The 18,254-nt window shown below is 69.8% G+C and carries 29 protein-coding genes and 1 tRNA gene; 11 read left to right on the top strand and 19 right to left on the bottom strand.

The features are described 5' to 3' along the window. Positions 1–2: 2 nt before the first annotated feature. Genes IEX37_RS00690 through IEX37_RS00615 form a run of 17 tightly spaced genes read right to left on the bottom strand, consistent with a single transcriptional unit; the run spans position 3 to position 8,248 of the window. Positions 3–1,241 (bottom strand): AAA family ATPase, encoded by a 1,239-nt coding sequence (locus tag IEX37_RS00690; protein ID WP_188754324.1) that lies wholly within the window; start codon positions 1,239–1,241, stop codon positions 3–5. Then, positions 1,238–1,567 (bottom strand): hypothetical protein, encoded by a 330-nt coding sequence (locus IEX37_RS00685; RefSeq protein ID WP_188754323.1) that lies wholly within the window; start codon positions 1,565–1,567, stop codon positions 1,238–1,240. The genes IEX37_RS00690 and IEX37_RS00685 overlap by 4 nt, the downstream gene beginning before the upstream one ends. After that, on the bottom strand, positions 1,564–2,298 hold the full coding sequence (locus tag IEX37_RS00680) for a helix-turn-helix domain-containing protein (RefSeq protein WP_188754322.1): 735 nt from the start codon (positions 2,296–2,298) through the stop codon (positions 1,564–1,566). Before IEX37_RS00680 ends, IEX37_RS00685 begins: the two co-directional genes overlap by 4 nt. Further along, the gene (locus IEX37_RS15895) at positions 2,295–2,690 is read right to left on the bottom strand and encodes a hypothetical protein (protein WP_229662988.1); all 396 of its coding nucleotides are present in this window, start codon (positions 2,688–2,690) and stop codon (positions 2,295–2,297) included. Before IEX37_RS15895 ends, IEX37_RS00680 begins: the two co-directional genes overlap by 4 nt. Further along, positions 2,687–3,205 (bottom strand): HNH endonuclease, encoded by a 519-nt coding sequence (locus tag IEX37_RS00670; protein ID WP_188754321.1) that lies wholly within the window; start codon positions 3,203–3,205, stop codon positions 2,687–2,689. The genes IEX37_RS15895 and IEX37_RS00670 overlap by 4 nt, the downstream gene beginning before the upstream one ends. Continuing rightward, positions 3,205–3,678, bottom strand: a complete 474-nt coding sequence (locus tag IEX37_RS00665; protein ID WP_188754320.1) for a hypothetical protein — start codon at positions 3,676–3,678, stop codon at positions 3,205–3,207. The genes IEX37_RS00670 and IEX37_RS00665 overlap by 1 nt, the downstream gene beginning before the upstream one ends. Then, the gene (locus tag IEX37_RS00660) at positions 3,675–3,989 is read right to left on the bottom strand and encodes a hypothetical protein (RefSeq protein ID WP_188754319.1); all 315 of its coding nucleotides are present in this window, start codon (positions 3,987–3,989) and stop codon (positions 3,675–3,677) included. Before IEX37_RS00660 ends, IEX37_RS00665 begins: the two co-directional genes overlap by 4 nt. After that, positions 3,986–4,510 carry a hypothetical protein gene (locus tag IEX37_RS00655; protein WP_188754318.1) on the bottom strand — a complete coding sequence of 175 codons (525 nt, stop codon included), beginning with the start codon at positions 4,508–4,510 and terminating at the stop codon, positions 3,986–3,988. The genes IEX37_RS00660 and IEX37_RS00655 overlap by 4 nt, the downstream gene beginning before the upstream one ends. Next, entirely contained in the window at positions 4,507–5,367 is an 861-nt protein-coding gene (locus IEX37_RS00650) for a hypothetical protein (RefSeq protein WP_188754317.1), read from the bottom strand. The genes IEX37_RS00655 and IEX37_RS00650 overlap by 4 nt, the downstream gene beginning before the upstream one ends. Beyond that, complete coding sequence (locus IEX37_RS00645) at positions 5,364–6,152, bottom strand: hypothetical protein (RefSeq protein ID WP_188754316.1); 789 nt, start codon at positions 6,150–6,152, stop codon at positions 5,364–5,366. The genes IEX37_RS00650 and IEX37_RS00645 overlap by 4 nt, the downstream gene beginning before the upstream one ends. After that, positions 6,149–6,457, bottom strand: coding sequence for a hypothetical protein (locus IEX37_RS00640; RefSeq protein ID WP_188754315.1), 309 nt, complete (start codon positions 6,455–6,457; stop codon positions 6,149–6,151). Before IEX37_RS00640 ends, IEX37_RS00645 begins: the two co-directional genes overlap by 4 nt. A gap of 26 nt (positions 6,458–6,483) precedes the next feature. Then, complete coding sequence (locus IEX37_RS00635) at positions 6,484–7,059, bottom strand: hypothetical protein (RefSeq protein WP_188754314.1); 576 nt, start codon at positions 7,057–7,059, stop codon at positions 6,484–6,486. Next, positions 7,056–7,307 carry a hypothetical protein gene (locus IEX37_RS00630; RefSeq protein ID WP_188754313.1) on the bottom strand — a complete coding sequence of 84 codons (252 nt, stop codon included), beginning with the start codon at positions 7,305–7,307 and terminating at the stop codon, positions 7,056–7,058. Before IEX37_RS00630 ends, IEX37_RS00635 begins: the two co-directional genes overlap by 4 nt. Next, positions 7,304–7,429, bottom strand: coding sequence for a hypothetical protein (locus tag IEX37_RS16045; RefSeq protein ID WP_268236506.1), 126 nt, complete (start codon positions 7,427–7,429; stop codon positions 7,304–7,306). The genes IEX37_RS00630 and IEX37_RS16045 overlap by 4 nt, the downstream gene beginning before the upstream one ends. Continuing rightward, a complete protein-coding gene (locus IEX37_RS00625) occupies positions 7,426–7,725 on the bottom strand; it encodes a hypothetical protein (protein ID WP_188754312.1) in 300 nt (99 codons plus the stop codon). Before IEX37_RS00625 ends, IEX37_RS16045 begins: the two co-directional genes overlap by 4 nt. Further along, the gene (locus IEX37_RS00620; RefSeq protein ID WP_188754311.1) at positions 7,722–7,961 is read right to left on the bottom strand and encodes a helix-turn-helix transcriptional regulator; all 240 of its coding nucleotides are present in this window, start codon (positions 7,959–7,961) and stop codon (positions 7,722–7,724) included. The genes IEX37_RS00625 and IEX37_RS00620 overlap by 4 nt, the downstream gene beginning before the upstream one ends. Then, the gene (locus IEX37_RS00615; protein WP_188754310.1) at positions 7,961–8,248 is read right to left on the bottom strand and encodes a helix-turn-helix transcriptional regulator; all 288 of its coding nucleotides are present in this window, start codon (positions 8,246–8,248) and stop codon (positions 7,961–7,963) included. Before IEX37_RS00615 ends, IEX37_RS00620 begins: the two co-directional genes overlap by 1 nt. A gap of 88 nt (positions 8,249–8,336) precedes the next feature. Here IEX37_RS00615 and IEX37_RS00610 point away from each other — a divergent pair, with 88 nt between their 5' ends. The 3 genes from IEX37_RS00610 to IEX37_RS00600 are packed head-to-tail and all read left to right on the top strand — an operon-like array spanning position 8,337 to position 10,382. Then, a complete protein-coding gene (locus IEX37_RS00610; protein ID WP_188754309.1) occupies positions 8,337–8,792 on the top strand; it encodes a hypothetical protein in 456 nt (151 codons plus the stop codon). A 4-nt stretch (positions 8,793–8,796) separates the two neighbouring features. Continuing rightward, the gene (locus IEX37_RS00605) at positions 8,797–9,246 is read left to right on the top strand and encodes an ImmA/IrrE family metallo-endopeptidase (protein WP_188754308.1); all 450 of its coding nucleotides are present in this window, start codon (positions 8,797–8,799) and stop codon (positions 9,244–9,246) included. Then, on the top strand, positions 9,246–10,382 hold the full coding sequence (locus IEX37_RS00600) for a site-specific integrase (protein ID WP_188754307.1): 1,137 nt from the start codon (positions 9,246–9,248) through the stop codon (positions 10,380–10,382). The genes IEX37_RS00605 and IEX37_RS00600 overlap by 1 nt, the downstream gene beginning before the upstream one ends. 94 nt (positions 10,383–10,476) lie before the next feature. On the opposite strand, the gene IEX37_RS00595 is transcribed toward IEX37_RS00600, so the two are convergent. Continuing rightward, positions 10,477–10,552 (bottom strand) — tRNA-Lys (locus IEX37_RS00595). Positions 10,553–10,788: 236 nt separating this feature from the next. On the opposite strand from IEX37_RS00595, the gene IEX37_RS00590 reads away from it, so the two are divergent. The 8 genes from IEX37_RS00590 (at position 10,789) to IEX37_RS00555 (ending at position 17,460) form a co-directional block, all read left to right on the top strand. Continuing rightward, complete coding sequence (locus IEX37_RS00590) at positions 10,789–11,673, top strand: inositol monophosphatase family protein (RefSeq protein ID WP_188754306.1); 885 nt, start codon at positions 10,789–10,791, stop codon at positions 11,671–11,673. After that, positions 11,670–12,224 carry a hypothetical protein gene (locus IEX37_RS00585; protein WP_188754305.1) on the top strand — a complete coding sequence of 185 codons (555 nt, stop codon included), beginning with the start codon at positions 11,670–11,672 and terminating at the stop codon, positions 12,222–12,224. The genes IEX37_RS00590 and IEX37_RS00585 overlap by 4 nt, the downstream gene beginning before the upstream one ends. Positions 12,225–12,471: 247 nt before the next feature. Then, positions 12,472–13,287: a F0F1 ATP synthase subunit B family protein gene (locus IEX37_RS00580; protein WP_188754304.1), complete on the top strand. Its 816-nt coding sequence runs from the start codon at positions 12,472–12,474 to the stop codon at positions 13,285–13,287. After that, positions 13,277–13,693 (top strand): phage holin family protein, encoded by a 417-nt coding sequence (locus IEX37_RS00575; RefSeq protein WP_188754303.1) that lies wholly within the window; start codon positions 13,277–13,279, stop codon positions 13,691–13,693. The genes IEX37_RS00580 and IEX37_RS00575 overlap by 11 nt, the downstream gene beginning before the upstream one ends. Then, positions 13,690–14,265 carry a DUF3618 domain-containing protein gene (locus tag IEX37_RS00570; RefSeq protein ID WP_188754302.1) on the top strand — a complete coding sequence of 192 codons (576 nt, stop codon included), beginning with the start codon at positions 13,690–13,692 and terminating at the stop codon, positions 14,263–14,265. Before IEX37_RS00575 ends, IEX37_RS00570 begins: the two co-directional genes overlap by 4 nt. 89 nt (positions 14,266–14,354) lie before the next feature. Then, on the top strand, positions 14,355–15,416 hold the full coding sequence (locus IEX37_RS00565; protein WP_188754301.1) for a YihY/virulence factor BrkB family protein: 1,062 nt from the start codon (positions 14,355–14,357) through the stop codon (positions 15,414–15,416). A 479-nt stretch (positions 15,417–15,895) separates the two neighbouring features. After that, positions 15,896–16,246: a YciI family protein gene (locus IEX37_RS00560; protein ID WP_188754300.1), complete on the top strand. Its 351-nt coding sequence runs from the start codon at positions 15,896–15,898 to the stop codon at positions 16,244–16,246. Beyond that, complete coding sequence (locus IEX37_RS00555; protein ID WP_188754299.1) at positions 16,243–17,460, top strand: RNA polymerase sigma factor; 1,218 nt, start codon at positions 16,243–16,245, stop codon at positions 17,458–17,460. The genes IEX37_RS00560 and IEX37_RS00555 overlap by 4 nt, the downstream gene beginning before the upstream one ends. Here IEX37_RS00555 and IEX37_RS00550 read toward each other — a convergent pair. Beyond that, positions 17,423–18,175 carry a TetR/AcrR family transcriptional regulator gene (locus IEX37_RS00550; RefSeq protein WP_188754298.1) on the bottom strand — a complete coding sequence of 251 codons (753 nt, stop codon included), beginning with the start codon at positions 18,173–18,175 and terminating at the stop codon, positions 17,423–17,425. The genes IEX37_RS00555 and IEX37_RS00550 overlap by 38 nt on opposite strands. Positions 18,176–18,254 lie beyond the last annotated feature (79 nt).

Genomic DNA, 18,254 nt, shown 5'->3' with positions numbered 1-18,254 from the left:
CGTCAGCCGAGCGTCGGTTCCCACGGGAACGCCTGCCCCCGCAGCAGCCGCGACGGCCACTCACGCCTGTCCCGGTCCCCTCGCCACCGCACGAGGCTGAACGTCGGCACGCGACCCTCGATCCGCTTGTCCCGCCGCAGACCGAGCCCGAACTCCGGCCACCCGAGCAGCGCGGACGACCCGCGCGGCCGCAGGTCGCGCTCCTGCGCACCCGCGGACGCGTGCCCCGCGTGCGCCTCGATGAGCATCGACACGCCCCGCTCCCGCAACCCGTCCAGCACCGACAGCACCGGGGCGGCGTCGTCGTCCGACTGGATCGCGCGCGGCACCAGCCGGTACAGCGGCCCGATCAGCAACAGGTCCGGCTTGTGCGCGTCGATCAGCCGGTGGATGCGGCCCTGCTCATCCGGGCGGGTGATGTCCATCGCCGGCGCACACCGGACGTGCACGTACGGGCGCGGGTCGCGCCGGCCGCGCGTCGCCGCCTGATCCGTCATCCCCGCGACCGACCGCTGCCACTGCCGTTCGGAGTTCTCCGCGTCGATCACGAGCACGCGCTGCGGCTCGATCTGGTGGAACTCGGTCGGGTGCAGGCCCGCCGCTGTGAGGATCGCGAGCTGCCGCAGCAGCACCGACTTCCCCGACCCCTCGGTGCCGGTCAGCATGAGCCGGTCCTGCCGTTCGAGCAGTCCCGGGATCACCCAGTCGTAGGCGAGGTCCGCGTCGGGCACGTTCAGCAGGTCACCGAGGGACTTAGCCTCCGCCGCGGCCCCGCCGCGCTGCGACAGCTTCCCGAGCGCGTCGAGCGTGTCCCGCATCGCACGCACCGGGTCCTCGGCCGTCGTCAGCCGCGACCCGATCGCAGCGAGCGCGCGCCGCATCGACGCCTCCCGCACCAGCCGCGCATAGTGGGCCGCGTTCCGTGCAGTCGGCACCTGATCCGCCCAGGACGACAGGGTGCCCAGGTCGATGCCGCGCACGTCCCACGCCGCGAGCTGGTCCCACACGGTGAGGAAGTCGACGGGCTGCTTCTCGGCCACCATCTGGCACACGCCTGCGAAGATCGCGCCGAGGCGGATGTCCTCGAAGTCCGCGGCGGTGACCTCGGCCTGCACGTCGCCGATCACGGCGGGGTTCTGCAGCATCGCGCCGATCACGTACCGCTCCGCGAGCGCGCGGCCGTCCGGCTGCGGCGCCGGCTCCGTGTACGGGTCCTCCGGCGGCATCTCGTCGTAGGTCATGCCGCGCCCACCGCCCGCTGACCGGCGCGCCCACGCCGGATCCGCTCGAGCGCAGCCACCGCAGCCGCATCCGGCTCGATCCGGTTGCCCCACTCGTCCGTGCGCTCGATGCCCGCGAGGCGGATGCGCTCGGCGTTCGCCCGCACATGCGCCGGCACGAGGTACTCCTTCGACTCCATCCGATGCATCCGCACCGCCTCCACCGCGACGTCGTAGTCGAGGTCCGCGACGAGCTCGTGCCACGCCAGCACCGTCGAGTCCCCGATCTGCCGGTTGTCGATCACCTGGATCCGCAGCAGCAGCTCGTTCGTCTGCTGGATGTTCACGCGATCCCCCTCTGCTCAGCCCCGACGAGGGCCTGCAGCCGGGCGCCGCGCTCGAGGCCTTCACGCAGCCGGTCATCGGGGGCTGGCTTCGTCGAGGCCCGCTCGCCCTGCCAGCGGTGCGCCTTCCGCATCCAGTTCCGCCACGTCGCGACCCAGTCGACCTTCGTGGCGTCCTTGCCTGACTTCGCCCGCCAGTAGTCCACGAACTCGCGCGTGTGCACGACGACGTCCAGGCCGGGAACCTCGGCGGCCGCCCACGCCTTCATCTCGGCGGTCAGCACGAACGGGTCCGGGATGCGGGAGCCGCGCTTGCGCGGCCTTACATCTACGTTCTTTCCGTTACTACGTCCCTTATAAGGAGTGCTCGAGTTTGACCGCTCACTAGATGAGCGCTCAGACCGCTCACCCTGAGCGCTGTGACCGCTCACCTCTGAGCGCTCAATCTGAGCGGTCAGCAGGATTCGGTAGTCGTTCACGGCCCGCTGCGACTCCCGCGAGATCTCCAACAGCCCCTGCTCCGCGAGATCCTGCGTCGCCCGCCGGAACGTCGCCACGGACATGCGCGCCTTCCGCGCGAGCTCCTCCTGCGACCGCTTCGCCTCGCGCGCGAACACCACGTGCCCCTCGTCGTCGGCGATGTCAGCGAGCGCGAGCATCGCGACGAACGCGTTCCCCTTCAGGTGCGCAGCCTGCTCGCTGTGCCACACGAGATTCGTGACCTTGACGCTCACCGCGCTCCTCCTTCCACTTCCACCGCGCGACCATCGCGCGTCAGCAGCCACCAGCTGCCTGAGTTCCGTTGCACCCGCACGTTCTCCGGCTCGAACGCCGGGCCGACGCCGTGCGCCGAGATGAGCACGCCCATCTCGATCGCGCGCGCCCGGTTCGCCTCCGCCCAGCCGTGATCGCCAGACACACCGCTTCCGCACAAGACCAGGCCATCCGCCGGCGACACCTGTCGGGAGGTGCCGCCCATGCCGCGCGGCTTGCGGTGGTGTAGCGACCACGCCATGCCGCGCTCATGCCACCGCAGCGGCTTCCGGCACATGAAGCACGCCTCTCCCTCGCGCTCGAAGAAGATCAACCGGACCATCGCCGCCGGGAACTTGCCGCCCGCGCTCATCGCCGCGACCTCGAGCTGAACGGCCGCATCTCCGTACCGACGCGGCGCAGGTGGATACTGACGTTCGACGAGTGGATCCCGAACGCATCACCGATCTCCGTCGTCGTCGATCCGGCCTCGTACATTGCTCGCATCGCGAGCGCGCGGCGGTGCAACGCAGCACGTCGAGCGGCGGCGCGTTCGGCCTTCTGCTGCGCGGCTCGTGACCGATATCCGCCACGCTCCGCCATGCGCCGCTCGAACTCCGGACGATCTTCTGCGTCGTGCAGCGCCCGGTGCTCGGCGGCGGAGAGGACGACCAGGTTCTCGGGACGGTTGTCGCGGCGTCCACGGTTGCGGTGGTGCACCTGCAGGTCATCGTCGGGCATCCCCATCACGAATCGGTGCTCGTACACCTCGACGTAGTCCTCGACGCCGACCTTCCAGCGCAGCTTGATGTAGCCGGCGCCGGTCAGGTAGCGACGTGGCTCGCCAGCGGGGATCGGGTCGCCAGCCCTCAGCGTTCGGATGCCCATCAGCCGGCCCTCCGAGATCCCGCGAGCGAGAACGTCAGCTCCACCAGCCGAGCGATCGTCTGCACCGCCGACTTCTGGTCGTCGACCAGGCGGGCCACGGAGCGCGCGTACTGGTACGCCCGCTCCGCGACCGCCGCCTCGTCCGCCTCCGTCGCGGTCAGCTGCTCCACGCGAGCGGCCTTCTCGTCGACGGTGAGCTTCTCGGCCTTCGCCTCCTCCCGGACCTGCATCTGAGCCTTCGCCGTCGCCCGGGCCAGGGCCCGCGCTGCGGTCCCGCGGAGGTCGTCGGCCTCCTTCACGACCAGCACCATCCGGCCGGCCGCGGCCTTCAGGTTCTGCAGCTCAGCGATCACGTCGTCAGGGGCGACGATGTGCGACGGATCCGGCGTCGGGGTGACCTTCTCGCGCACGTAGTGCGACCAGGCAACCGCCGACGCGGGATCCGTGATCCGGGCGGGAGGCAGCTCGCTCATCGGTCGAACGCTCCTACCGCGACGACGTCGACCATGTCTCGCTCTGCGTACTCGAACACCAGCTCCGCACCCCGGACGGTGCGGGCCAGCACCCGGATGCCGGCAGCGAACGGCGGACGGTCCCGCCACACCTTCAGCACGACCAGATCCATGTCGAGCACCCGGATCGTGTCACCGGGCTGCACACCGTCCGCCGGGATCCGACCAGGCACCGTGTACTCCGGGCGCGCGAGGCCCGCACGGCGCCAGTCCGGGCCGAGGATCGCCCCGTCCTCCGTGCGCACCACGGGAGCATCGACGACGGCGCTCACGACGTCGCCCCCGGCCAGATGCGGCGAGCCGCGGTGATCCGGAGATCGGTCACGGGGAAGCTGATCGCTGCGGCGTCGAAGGATGTGCGGCCGGTCACGACAGGGTCGCTCACGACTGCCGCGAACTCGCCCTCCGTGTCGTCCTTGGTGACCACCCACACCTCGCCGGGCTTCGCGTCGCGCCACGGCTTCGGCTCAGGGTGAGCATCGAAGTAGGCACGAGCGGCATCCTTCACCGGCCCCGGAATGGTCGTGCCACGGACGGAATCAGCGAAGTCGCCAGTCGGCTCATGGATGACCCGGACGCGGCGCTCCTCGCGCGGGTACACCACGTAGTCGGGGTTCTCCGGCCACCGCCACCGGCCGAGCTGCTCGTCACGCTCGTGCAGGAAGAACTCACGGAGAGCGGCCGTGCGATCGAGCGCGAGGTGAATGACACCGATCCCGTTGTCGACCTGGGCTTCCAGCCCCGCCGACACGAGCCGCACTGCCACCCCGTTGCTCGCCTTGAACTCGTTCATGACTGCACCTCCCCACGCGCCACCGCGGCCCCGTACTCCGCCGCCACACGCGCCTCGTACTCCTCCTCCGACTCAGAACCAGTGCTCTCCGGTTCTGTGCGCCCGTCCTGCGCGAGAACATCCGCCGCGGGTGCATCCGGAGCGTCCTGCGCTTCTGGTGCGCTCACAGCGCCGCGCGGCTTCCGCGCCACCGTCCGCGTCGCACGCGCCGCCTTCGGCTTCTCCTCCACCGGTTCCGGAGTCGCCCCGTCCTCGAGCTCCTCGATCGAGTACGCCATGCCGAGCAGGGCGTCCGCGGCGATCAGACGCCCGACCTCAGCAGTCGCACGAGCAACGAGCATCGCGCCCGGCTGGTTCTTCCAGTTCGCCTTGTTCGTCAGACCCAGAGCGCGGGCTCGGTCCATGTCCCACACGGAGGTCTCGATCTTGTCCGTGCCCTTGCGGCGACCCTTCACGATCGCGCGGTGCGACGTGGACTCCTCGACCCAGATCTCGTGCCCGTGCGACTGCACGATCGCGCGGATCGTGATCGCCCGGAACGCCGGCGTGCCCTGGATGACGTCCATCGACCGCAACGACGCCAACGGAGCCAGTCCGATGCCCTGACCGGTGACGATCGCGGCCGCCGCCTCCTCCGGCTTGCCCTGGTACGACTGCGGGACGAACGACGTCTTCACGAGCGCACGAGCCGCAGTGTGCGCCAGCTGCAGGTCACGCACGAACCGGAGCAGCTGCTCAGACCCCCACTCGACACCCGCCTCAGCGGTCGGCTGCGCGGCCGCGACCTCGCCACGCTGCGGCGCGAGCTCCACCTCCGTGCCGTGCTCCTCCACCGGGGCCTCCTGCTGCTCGGTCATGCCGCCACCCCCGGCAGGTACATCGCGTCGCCACGCAGCGCCTCGATGTCGTCCTTGCGGTTCGCGCGCGCCGACGCCGCCGTCGCGAGGAACCGCTGCCACACGTCGTCGCCGCGCTGCATCGGGTAGACGACGTACGTGTCCGCCTTGATGTGGATCGCGACGTGATCGGTAATCCCGAACTCCGACAGCGGCACCTCGCCGCCGCCGGTGCCGAGCACGAAGTCGAACCGCGAGTACGCCTCGAGCTGCAGCGCCGTCTCGCCGTAGATGTCCTTCGACGTCTTCCAGTCCGCGAGGAACGTGCGCCCCGGGAACCGGCGCGACCGGAACAGCAGATCGAACGTGCCGCCGTACCGGTGCTCGAGGTTCACCCCGGGCGCCTCAACGAGCAGCTCCTCGACCTCCCACTCGTCCATGAACCGGACAGCGGACTCGACATGGCCGGCGAGCTCGTCCGGCACAGCGACCTCCTCGCCGCGCAGAATCTGCTCGGCCAGGTTGTGCACCTCGGAGCCGCGGCGCGCGGCCTCGTCACGCACCTCGTAGCGGGACTTCTTCAGCCGGTCGAGACGCTGCGAGAACGGCAGCTTGGACAGCTCGTCCCAGTGGTCGACCGCGTAGTCCGCGACCACGTTGCCGTTCCACGCCTCGAGGGCCTTCTTTCGGGCGCCGTCGCCGAGCAGGGTCGTGACGCCGTCGACCTTCTCGCCATCGATGTAGTACGAGTGCCCTCGCCCGTGGTTGCGGCGCTTGAACTGCGGAAACAGCGTGGGCGCGCTCATTCGTCCACCTCGGGCAGATCGAGCGTGTCGACGCCCGTCCGCTGCTTCATCGCCGCGTCCCGGAGCTTGATCGCCGCCACGATCGCCTTCTCGTCGTGCAGCGGCTCGATCGAGAACGCCTTCACCACCGGGTACGTCTCACCCGCCAGCGTCTTCGTCACGACCTCGTCGAGCGTGTACGTCACGATCGCGACGATCGGCTGCGCGTCCTGCGCGTTCGCGATCAGGTCGCCCTCCATGCCGTAGAACCCGTTGCGCTCCTCCGGCGGCACCCCGCGCGCGAAGCTGGTCGGCTTGGTCTCCATGTCTGCCTCTCTCCCTGTTGTGCGGCTCAGGCCGCGTCTGCTGTCGGCCACGCGATCCGCGCGTGAGCCTTCGACTGGGCGTCGCTGTACGGCAGCGAGAGCCCGAGATGATGGGCGCCGGCCGCAGCCAGCGCGACGGCGTCAGCGACGTCGTGGTTGGGGATGTGCGCGCCGGGGACGAGCGCGCGCACCGTGTCGAGCACCTGCGTCTTGCTCGCCTTGCCGCTCCCGGTGGCGAGCAGCGCACGACTGCGTGGCTGCACGACCACCACCCGATCCGGCGAGACGACCCGCGCCATGAGCTGATCGATGAGCATCCACCGCAGGCCGGCGCGCTCGTCTGCGAGCGACAGAGCCGTGCGCGACCCGAACGACGGGCCCTCCACCACAGCGAGGTCGAGCGTCGCCGGGACGAACGCGAGGATCTCCCGCAACATCACCCGGATCCGGCGGCGCGTGGCCGCCACGGTCGCGACTTCCGGCTTCGCCGCCCGGGCACGCCATGTGTCCCAAAACGGCGCCGCGATCGGCGAGCCCGCGTTCCACTCCACGACCGCCACACCCGAGCACGTCAGGCTGGGGTCTACGCCGAGGACGTTCACAGTGGCCTCCACGTGAACAGCAGGTCGAAGCCCTGCTCGACCGAGCCGCACGGGATGTGCTTCGCTTCGTCTCGGAGCAGCCACCGCGCATGCGCCAGGTGCTTCTCACAGGCGAGCACAGCGCCACCGCAGACTCGGCAGATGATGGTGTGGGTCGCCGCGTGCTCCTCGCTGTATCGCTCCTCACACCGAGGCTCGAAGTCGAGCCCCTCGAGCACGACCGTCTCCTGATCCAGCAGCACGCTCACAGGACCACCGCCGCCACAGCCAGGCCGACCACATCGACCACGAACAGCACCGCACCAGCCACAGCCCACGGCTGCCACCAGCGGACCGGCTTCGCCTCGAGATCAGGCAGCGGGAAGCTCATCGCACACCACCGGCGGCCCGAGCATCGACATCTGCGATGAGTTGCTCAATGGCGTGGTCGACCGGGCAGTCGCACCCGCCGTCGCAAGCGAGGTGCCTGCCGTCCCGGCAGTCCAGGCACACCGGGGACACCACGTCCGCGACGACACCCCACAACACGAACGGCAGCGCCGGCCACACGAACACGACCAGGAGCACCAGGCCGGCCAGCACGAACCCGTTCACGACCCCGGCGTGCAACGCCCCAGCCATGCACGCGACCGCGACGACGAGCGCCGCCCAGCGCACGGCGATCACGACTGCTCCCTCGTCGTCACGACCGTGGACTCGACCCACGTGTCGATATCCCGCGAGCTGTAGGTCACCGTCTTCAGCGTCGGCTTGTAGTACTTCGGCCCGACGCCGCGCTTGCGCATGTCCTTGAGCCGGTCGATGGTCATCCCGGGGACCCGCTCGCACACCTGCTCAGGCGAGAGCCACTGCTGCTCCCCTGCCTGCGCCTTCGAGCGCAGCGGCACGACGTTGGCGGCCATCAGGCGGCCTCGCTCCGGGCGCCGTTCGTCGCCTCGCTCGCGTCCGGCCGCGGCACTGTCGTCACGACCTCGCCGAGCGCGAGCCCGAACGCGTGAGCGATACCGATCACCGTGCGAAGCGACGGCTCCTCGCCCTTCTTGAGGCGGTTCAGCGTCTCCCGGCTCACGCCGATAGTCCGCGCGAACGCCTCGTCGCTCTTGATCCCCGAGTGGTCCTTCAGGCGGTCGAGCAGACCGGGACGAATCACGCCCATCATGTCGCTCGCCTGCTCAACTGTCCGATTCATGCGTCACGCGTCCGATATGTCGCTCACTCTGTCAACCGCGTTCGTCAATTGACTTGTGCGTTAGACAGGAATGACTCAGGATTAAGACATGGTCAACGTGAGCATGAAGTGGATCGACGAGGTTCGAGGCAAGGACTCCATCCGCGAAGTCGCCCGCCGAGTCGGGATGAACCAGGGCACTCTCAATCGGCAGATCAACCTCGACCAGCTCTCCTTCGAGACGGTCCGCGCGGTGTGCCGGGAGTACGAGCTCCCGGTCATCCCGGCGCTGGTCTCGACCGGACACCTGAGCCGGGAGGACGCTGGGATCGACGCGGCCGCGACCGCCCTCCGCTCGGCCACGGATGAGCAGATCGTCGAGGAAGTCGCGCGGCGCCTGCGCGTCTCCTCGATGGACACCGCCTACGACGTTCCCGTCAGCGAAGTGCTCGGGAACGTCACGCACATGCGGCCGAATGTCGGTGGCAACGACCAGGCTCTCGGCGAGGTCGCTTTCGAGAGCGACATCGACCACTCCCAGGACACCGACGACTACCACCCCTGATCCGATGCAGCAGCTACTCGCCCTCGCCGACGAGCTCGGCCTCACCGTGATCGAGCACCGCGGCCGCAAGGTCGGCGGCTACCACGACGGGTCCCGTACCGTGCGCCTCAACCCGCACATGCCGCGGCGGCTCGCACGCTCCGTTCTCGCGCACGAACTCGGGCACGCCGTCCACGGGCACACGCCGACGATCTTCGGGCCGCAGCACGCCCGCCAGGAGCGCGCAGCGTTCGAGTGGGCCGCACGTCTCCTCATCGACCGAGACGCTTTCGCGGAAGTCGAGCGTCTCCGCGACGGGCACTCCCCCTCGATGGCGTACGACCTCGACGTGACCGTGGAGATCGTCGACGCCTACAAGGGGATGCTGCTCCGCCTCGGTGACGTCGTCTACGAACGTCCGAAGATGGGCGCCGGACAGTGGGACCACCGCGAGAACGTGGCACAGGCGTCCTGATGGCAGGCAGCATCAGCTCCTACTCGACCGCGAAGGGCAGGCGGTACCGCGTCCGCTACGTGAAACCCGACAAGTCCCAGACCGACAAGCGAGGGTTCAAGACGAAGCGGGAAGCCGAGGTGTTCCTCGCATCCGTGACCGTCGCGAAGGCGACCGGCGAGTACATCGACCCCGCCCTTTCTCGGATCACCGTCGGGCAGCTCGCGCCCGTATGGCTCGCTGGCAAGAAGGTCCTCAAGCCGTCGTCGTACGACCCGCTGCCTCGCGCCTGGCGGAACCACGTCGAACCGTTCTGGGGTCACCGCGAGATCAGGTCGATCGTCCCTTCCGAAGTGCAGGCGTGGCTCGCCGGCCTCGCCTCCGAGAAGTCCGCGTCGACCTCACTGCGCGCGCTCGGCGTGCTCGCCGGGATCCTCGACATGGCGATCGCTGACGGGCGCATCAAGAAGAACCCCGCCCGAGGGCTCGAGAACCGACCGAAGAAGCCCAAGAAGAAGGCCGGCCGCAGCTACCTATCCCACCAGCAGCTCGAGCTCCTCGCCCGATGCTCCGCCCGTCCCACGCTCGTCCGCGTCCTGGGATACACCGGGCTTCGCTGGGGCGAAGCGACCGCACTGCGCGCACGACATGTCAACCAGCTCAAGCGCCGACTCCACGCCGAGAAGAACGCCGTCACCGTGAACGGCGTCGTGCACGAGGGAGAGCTGAAGTCCTGGGAGGACCGACACGTCCCCTACCCCGCCGTCCTGGGCGCCGAGATCGCCGCGCTCCTCGACGCGCGCCGACCAAACGACCTGCTGTTCAGCAACCCCGATGGCGGATTCCTCCGACGCGTGGAGAACGGAACCGGCTGGTTCGAGGGCGCCGTCTCCCGCGCCCAAAAGATCGACCCGACGTTCCCCCGCATCACCCCGCACGACCTACGCCACACCGCCGCATCGCTCGCGGTCAGCGCCGGAGCGAACGTGAAGGTGCTGCAGCTCATGCTCGGGCACGCTTCAGCCGCCGAGACGCTAGACACCTATGCGGACCTATTCGACGACGACCTCGAGTCGGTGGCCGTCAAGCTCGACGCCGCTGCGCGCGCAGCCACGTTCAGCCCTGCATGGGAGCTGGCGCTGCAGACTGCCGGATGAAGACATGGGCAAAACGTGGGCAGGACCGGTTCCCGACAAACAGAAGAAGGCCCGCGATCCCTACTCTCGTAAGGGATCGCGGGCCTTCTGCGAATGGTGCGCCCCCAGGGACTTGAACCCTGAACCCACTGATTAAGAGTCAGTTGCTCTGCCGATTGAGCTAGAGGCGCATGGCCGGGAGGAGCTCTCCGCTCCCGCGAACCGAGGGTCCACATTACCAGGCCGGCGGCGTGCGCGCGAATCGCCGGCACCTCGGAATCGAGCCGGCCTCTCATCTCACAATCCCTCGTGCGGGCGCCGGCTGCTCGGCGCCGGTCGCCGACGAGGGCGTCAACCCAGGGCGTCATATGACGGAAGATGGCTGATCTGGTCGGTTTCCTTGAAGCCTCGCCGGTATCCTTGAGCGGTGAGTTCCCCCGCGTCCGCCGCCTCGTCCGATCGCCCGTTCGCGGGCGATCTCCGCGCGGACCTCGACTTCGCGCTGCGCCTCGCCGACGCCGCGGACGCGCAGACGCTGCCACGCTTCGACTCACCCGATCTCGACGTGTCACGCAAGGCCGATCACACTCACGTGACCGAGGCGGACCTCGCCGCCGAGCGTGCCATTCGCTCCCTGCTCGCGGCAGAGCGCGCCGACGACGGCGTGTTCGGCGAGGAGTACGGCTCCGACGAGCGCACTGGGCGGCGCTGGATCGTCGACCCCATCGACGGCACCGCCAACTTCCTGCGCGGCGTGCCGGTGTGGGGCACCATGATCGGGCTGGAGGTCGACGGGGCCGTCCGGCTCGGCGTGGTCAGTGCGCCCGCGCTGGGGCGCCGCTGGTGGGGCGCCGAGGGCCTGGGCGCGTGGACGGCCGCGGGCGGCACCGCCCGCCCCATCGCGGTCTCGCGGATCGCCGCGCTCGAAGATGCGAGCGTGAGCTTCCAGAGCATCGCGCAGTGGGACGACGCCGGCCACCTGGACGCGCTCGTGGCGCTGACCCGGCGCGTGTGGCGCGACCGCGCGTACGGCGATGTGTGGTCGTACATGCTGCTCGCCGAAGGCCGGCTCGAGGTCGTCGGCGAGTTCGACGTGAAGGAGTACGATCTCGCCGCCGCCGCCGCGATCGTCACCGCCGCCGGGGGCCGGTTCACGTCATTCGACGGGGAGCCCGGCATCGCCTCCGGATCGGCGCTCGCCACCAACGGTCTCATCCACGACGCCGTGCTGGAGGTGCTGCACAGTGCCGGGAGGACGAAGACCGGAGGGACGGGGCCCTTCACGACCGGCACCGCCTCGGTGACGACGTGAACCGCGGCCGCCGCAGCGCGCTCCTCGCGCTCGCGCTCGCGCTGACGCTCACCGCGTGCTCGGGCGGCCCCGACCAGCCTCCGCCCAGCGAGCACGAGTTCCCCTCTGCGATGCCCAGCGCCGACACCACCGGGCACCCCGCGGAGCCCGGCGAGACGCCGGCGTGCGACACGATCATCCCCACCTCCCTTGCCGCCGAGTTCACCGGCTTCGGGATGACGGCGCTGGAGGAGGAGTTCCGCATCGGCGAGCACGTGATCGAGGGCGGCATCCAGTGCACGTGGGGTGACCACGACATCGCGACCGATCACGTGCAGATCTACGGCTGGGCCCCGATCGAGCCGGCGCACGCCGCCGAGATGCAGGAGTACCTCGAGGCGCAGCAGTGGCGGCGCGAGGAGGGTCAGGGGTTCGTGTACCTGACGGAGAACTCCGACTTCGCGACGACCGTCGACGACGACGGTTACGGGATGACCTACGCCTTCGGCGACGGGTTCGTCCTCCTCGCCGACACCAAGCAGGGGCTTGCCCTCGTGACCTGGCGCGGCTGACGCCGCCCTCTCCCCCTCTGCGCTCCCGCGCATCCCGCGCATCCCCCGGTCCGCTTCTTCGACACTCCGCTCGCCGTCGGCCGCGCCGCTGCGTCCTGCCGGTCGTCACTCGGGCCCGCCCGGCTCAAAGCCGCGCCCCGGTCCTCCCTGCCACGCCGTTTCGCTGCGGTCAACCCACGCGCGCAAACGGCGACGACCGTCTTACATGGGATCCCACATCCACACGCGGTAACCGAAGGGAAGACCGATGTCGCAGAGCTATGGTGAGGTGCCGCCCGCGGGGAACGGCACGGGGGCGTCCTCAGGCAGGACCGAGGCCGCCAAGCAGGAAGCAGCCGAGGTCAAGGACGTCGCGCAGTCCGAGGCGGGTCACGTCATCGAGACGGCGAAGGAAGAGGCGTCGTCCGTCGCGCACGAGGCGAAGTCCCAGGTGAAGGACGTGTATGCCCAGACCCGACAGGAGCTGACCGAGCAGGCGGCGTCACAGCAGCAGCGCGTCGCGGACGGCCTGCGGTCGATCGGTGAGGAGCTGGAGTCGCTCGCACGTGGTTCGGAGAACCCCGGCCTCGCGACCGATCTGGTCCGCCAGGCGTCGACGCGTGTCTCGGCGGCGTCCTCCTGGCTCTCGGATCGCGACCCGGGGTCGCTGCTGCACGAGGTGAAGTCGTTCGCGCGGCGCAAGCCGGGCATGTTCATCGCCGGTGCGCTCGTCGCGGGGGTCGTGGCAGGCCGCCTCACGAGGGCGCTCGCCGAGAACGCGTCCGACGAGCACGGGTCCTCCGGCTCGACGCCGAGCGGGAGCACGACCGGCGCGGCGGGCGCGGGGACGACGCCGCCCGCGCCGACACCGCCCATCACGCGCCCGGCGACGGGTTCACCGGGGGTCGGCGCCACGGGTGCGGCCGCGGCGGGCGTCACGGCGTCCGGGGCCGGCGGAACGGCCGAGTACCCGTCCGCGGCGGAGCCGACGCCGATGTACGACAGCTCGCGCGCCGCCTACACCGAGAACGCGTCGCCCGACGGCGGGGCCGGCACGGGAGGGGCCTTCGACGATGGCCGATGAGCACACCCCGTCCGAGGAGAAGGCGGCGACGACCTCGCTGGGCGAGCTGCTGGGCGAGGTGACGCAGGATCTGTCGCTGCTGATGCGGCAGGAGATCGAGCTCGCCAAGGCCGAGCTCAAGGAGTCGGCCTCACGCGCCGGGAAGGGCGCCGGCATGATGGGCGGCGCCGGATACGCCGCTCTCATGGCCGTCTTCTTCCTCTCTGTCGCCCTGTGGTGGGGCATCGGGCAGCTGATCGGCCTGGGCTGGTCGGCGCTCGTGGTCGCCCTGCTGTGGGCCGTGATCGCCGCAGCCCTGTTCCTCACGGGACGTAACCAGCTCAAGGAAGTCAAGGGCGCTCCGCGCACCGCGGAGACGCTGGGGAAGATCCCCGACGCCCTGAAGAGAAATGAGGAGAACCGATGACCGATTCACCCGACGCGATCCGCGCCGAAATCGAGCGCACCCGACGCGAGCTCAGCCAGGACGCCGATGCCCTCGTCGACAAGGTGACGCCCTCCAAGATCGCGCATCGCCAGACGCACAAGATCAAGGGCGCATTCGGCTCCCTTCGTGACCGCGTGATGGGCGCGGCCGACGACGCCGCCTCGTCTCTGCACGACGCGGGCTCATCCGTGGCCGACGGTGTCTCCCACGCGACGCACCGGGCGGCGGGCAAGGCCGAGGGCAATCCGCTCGCCGTGGGTCTGATGGCCTTCGGCGCGGGTCTGCTCATCTCGTCGCTCATCCCGGCCTCGGCCAAGGAGAAGCAGCTGGCCGACGACGTCAAAGAGCAGGCCCAGCCCCTGATGGACGAGGCGAAGCACGTCGCCCAGCAGGTGGGATCCGACCTGAAGGAGCCCGTCCAGGATGCCGCGGCGGCCGTGAAGGAGCGCGCCAGCGAGGCCGCCTCCCACGTGCAGTCCGACGCCCAGGACGCGGCGGGTCACGTCACCGACCGCGCCCAGCAGGCGCGGGACAACGTCGGCGGCGCGTGAGCCGGGCTCGCTGATCCGGCGAGCAACGCGATTCACACGAGACAGTGGCGGTGGCCGGGGAGCCACCGCCACTGTCGGGAGAGGACACCATGAGCAGCAGCGAGTCGTCGCGGCGCGAGCAGAAGCACGCTCCCCACGAGGAACACCCCACCAAGCCGGACTCCCTCGGGGAGATCGAGAAGCCGTCGTGGAAGTACGTGCTGAAGAAGACCGTGCGCGAGTTCTCCCAGGACCAGTGTCCCGACCTCGCGGCGGCCCTGACGTACTACGCCGTGCTGTCTCTCTTCCCTGCGCTGATCGCCGTGTTCTCGCTGCTCGGCGTCGTCGGGCAGGGGCAGCAGGCCGCCGACGCAGTGCTCGGCATCGTGGACTCCGTGGCGCCGGGAGGTGCAGCAGACACGCTGCGCGGACCGATCGAGTCGTTCGCGAACTCGCCCGCCGCGGGCTTCGCGCTCATCAGCGGTCTCGTCCTGGCCATCTGGTCGGCCTCGGGCTACGTCGGCGCCTTCTCGCGGGCTCTCAACCGGATCTGGGAGATCGATGAGGGCCGACCCTTCTGGAAGCTCAAGCCTGCCCAGCTCCTCGTGACGCTGCTTGCGATCGTCCTTGTCGCACTCGCGGCTGTCCTGCTGGTCGTATCCGGCCCGGTCGCGGAAGCGATCGGCGAGGCTCTCGGCATCGGTGAGGCGGGCCTGCTGGTGTGGCAGATCGCGCGCTGGCCCGTGCTCGCCTTCATCGTCGTCTTCATCGTCGCGGTGCTGTACTACTTCACGCCCAACGCGAAACAGCCGAACTTCCGCTGGATCAGTGTGGGCGCTGTCATCGCGATCGTCGTCTTGGTGCTCGCGACCCTCGGGTTCGGGTTCTACGTCGCCAACTTCTCGAACTATGAGCGCACCTACGGTTCGCTCGCCGGGGTGATCGTCTTCCTGCTCTGGCTGTGGATCGCGAACATCGCGCTGCTGTTCGGTGCCGAATTCGACGCGGAGATGGAGCGCGGTCGCGAACTGCAGGCCGGAATGCCCGCGGAAGAACGGATTCAGCTTCCACCCCGCGACACCAAGAAGATCGACAAGGCCGCGGAGGCCGAGGAGAAGGACCTCGCCGAGGCCCGCGCGATCCGCACCGGACGTCAGCCGCGCGACCGCTGACGCCCCGCATCCGGGCATCGCGTCCGGGCATCGCGTCGCCGGTTCATCGCGTCCCGCGACGCCGTGGAGCGGCGAGGTGATTCGCAGCGGAAAAGGAAGTATGCGCGGGAAAGGGAATCGGGGCGGGGGCTGTACCCGAATCAGCCCCCGCCCCGCTCTATATCCCAGAGAACCAGTGAAACCGCAGTCCCCAAACTGTCGGCCTGGTCTTTATGAGGCCCCTCCCCCGAGGAGGCCTTGATAAAAGGATGGCGGCAGGCCATCCGGCTGTCCAGCTTTATCGGGAGCCTTGACAGCGCGCCCCTGGATAGGTTAAGCGCGAGCCGCCGACACTCGGCTCGTCGCTGCCCCCACGGGCACGGCGCGGCCCCGCCGAGAACATCCGCGAGACACGCTGCATTCCACGGACCAGGATGTCCATATCGCCCCGTCCCGTTCGTCTCTACGACGACACCCATCCTCACGAAAGGGAACCCACGATGAAGTACCTTCTGATCCTGGCCGCCGACGAGTCCACGTACGCCGAGCCCGGCTCGACTGAAGCCGAGGCCGAGATGGCGCGCTTCGCGCAGCTCGATGAGGAGCTCCGGGCTGCCGGCGCTCTCGTCAGCGGAGAAGAGCTCGAGCTCGCGAGCAGCGCCACGACCGTGCGGGTGCGCGGCGGGAACGTGACGCTGACCGACGGCCCGTTCGCCGAGACGAAGGAGGCGCTGGGCGGTTTCTTCATCATCGACGTGCCCACGCTCGACGACGCCATCGGCTGGGCCGCGAAGATCCCGGTGGCCGAGTACGGCGCGGTGGAGATCCGCCCCATCCGCGAGTGGGAATGAGCCTGGAGCAGACGTTCGCGGAGCACTGGCCGCGGCTGGTGGCGGTGCTCGCCCACGACACCGGCGACCTGGGGCTCGCCGAAGACTGTCTGCAGGACGCCTTCGTCGCCGCGAGCGAGACGTGGGGCAGCGAACCGCCCGGCAACCCGGAGGGCTGGCTGTACCGCCTCGCGAAACGGCGCGCGATCGATCGACTGCGTCGCACCCGCGCGCTCCGCGAACGCCTGCCGCTCCTCTCCCCCGCTCCCGCGTCGTCGCAGGACGACGTGCTGCTCGGCATGGTCTTCGCCTGCTGTCATCCCGCGCTCGGCCTCGAAGCGCAGGTCGCGCTCACACTGCGGTACGTCGCCGGGCTGACGACGGAGCAGATTGCGCGAGCGTACGTCGTACCGACCGCGACGATGGCCAAGCGCCTGGTGCGGGCCAAGCACAAGATCCGCGCGTCCGGGATCCCCCTGACCGTGCCGGATGCGATCGAGGACCGGATCCGCGCGGTCCTCCAGGTCATCTACCTCATCTTCACCGAGGGCCACGCCAGCCGCGATCATCCGCGGCTGGTCCGCGGCGACCTCTGCGAGGAAGCGGAATGGCTCGCGACCACGGTGTCGCAGCTGCTGCCGCGCGAACCGGAGGCCCTGGGGCTCGCCGCGCTGATCGCGTTCACCGACGCACGCCGCTCCGCGCGCTTTGACGGGCGCGGCCGCCTGGTCCTGCTCGAGGATCAGGACCGTTCCCGGTGGGACGGGGAGCGGATCCGCCGGGGCCACGAGCTGCTGCAGCGCGCGTCGGGCATGGGCCGCACCGGCCCGTACCAGCTGCAGGCAGCGATCGCCGCCCTGCACGCATCCAGCCCCTCGTACGACGCGACCGACTGGGAGGCGATCGTCGCGCTCTACCGGCGCCTATTCGCCGCACAGCCGTCACCCATCGTCGCCCTCAACCTCGGGGCGGCGGTCGCGATGACGGCCGGCCCCGACGCGGCTCTCGCCTTCATCGATGCGCGGACGGACATCCCGCACGATTACCCGTATCTGCCCGTCACCCGAGGCAGCATCCTCGAGCGGATGGGCCGCCCCGCCGACGCGGTCGCCGAGTACCGCCGTGCGATCGCGCTGCTGCGCGATGGCGCGGAGCGGGACGACCTGCTGCGCCGCACGGCCGCCCTCGAGGCCGCCCTCAGCTGCGCCGACGGACCTTCTCCTCCAGGCCGGTGATGATCAGCTCGAGGCCGAACTCGAACTCGGCGTCCATGCCGTCGGGATCGTCGGCGGGGTCGCCGTCGGCGATGTAGTGCCCGGACTCCAGCAGCGGCGCGAGGTGCGGGAAGCGCTCGGGCGTGATGACCTCCGCGAGGGTCTGAACGCCCTCGGCGGACACGGCGAGGGGCCCCTGCTCATCGAGGCTCTGCTCCAGCTCGACCCACGCGCTGACGTGCTGGGAGATCACCAGGATGGTGGCCGTCTTCTCGGTGTCGTCGAGGGGCAGGTCCTTCATCGCCGCCAGCCCGAGATCCGCGACGCGGATGCTGTTGGGCATCAGGATCGAGACCGGCCCCCGCGGGATCTGCAGCATCCACGGCCGGGCACGGTAGGCCGCCCGCACCATCACCGCCCACGTCCGCAGGGCCTCACGCCAGTCGTCGGGCAGGGTGAGCTTCTCGGGCACCGTCAGCGCCGCATCCTGCATGAGCCGCAGCAGTTCGTCCTTGCCGGAGACGTAGCGGTACAGCGACATCGTCGTGAAGCCGACGGACGCGGCCACCGCCTGCATGGTGACGGCACTCAGCCCGTCCTCGTCGGCGATTCGCATGGCCGCCTCGACGATCCGCTCGTGACTCAGTGCACGGCTCGGACCGCGCTGCGGAACCTCCTGCATGCCCCAGGCGATCGCGACAGCCCGCGGCAACCCGGTCTCCGTGGCGTCCGTCATGCCGGCCATTCTCCCATCCCGATTCCGAGCCATCCGCCGCCCACGAGCCGAGCACTGTGTACTTCATAGACTGTGTATG

Source organism: Microbacterium album (assembly GCF_014643695.1).
In the GTDB taxonomy this organism is placed as follows: Bacteria; Actinomycetota; Actinomycetes; order Actinomycetales; family Microbacteriaceae; genus Microbacterium; species Microbacterium album.
This window is presented reverse-complemented; position numbering and strand designations above follow the sequence as displayed.